The 203-nt window shown below is 35.0% G+C and carries 1 protein-coding gene; it reads right to left on the bottom strand.

Annotated elements, in window-relative coordinates; translation table 11 throughout:
• Positions 1-203, bottom strand: a 203-nt coding sequence (locus QVP40_RS13020) for a response regulator (RefSeq protein WP_288200579.1), incomplete at both ends; no start/stop codon positions are given.

The following is a 203-nucleotide window of genomic DNA, read 5'->3' as shown; positions in this document are numbered from 1 at the left end:
ATCAAATAGCTGCAGCACATATTCCTCATGACTTGAAATATAAATCAGTTGTACATCCTCATCTATTTTCCGAATAATTTTGGCTGCGCTGATCCCATTCATACGCTTCATTTCTATGTCCATCAGGATAATATCAAAACAATTTCCCTGCTTTACTGCTTCCAGTAATGTATCTCCATCAAAATAAATACATACGTCAAAAG

The organism is Blautia sp. CAG:257 (assembly GCF_000433815.1).
GTDB lineage: Bacteria > Bacillota > Clostridia > Lachnospirales > Lachnospiraceae > Blautia_A > Blautia_A caecimuris.
This window is presented reverse-complemented; position numbering and strand designations above follow the sequence as displayed.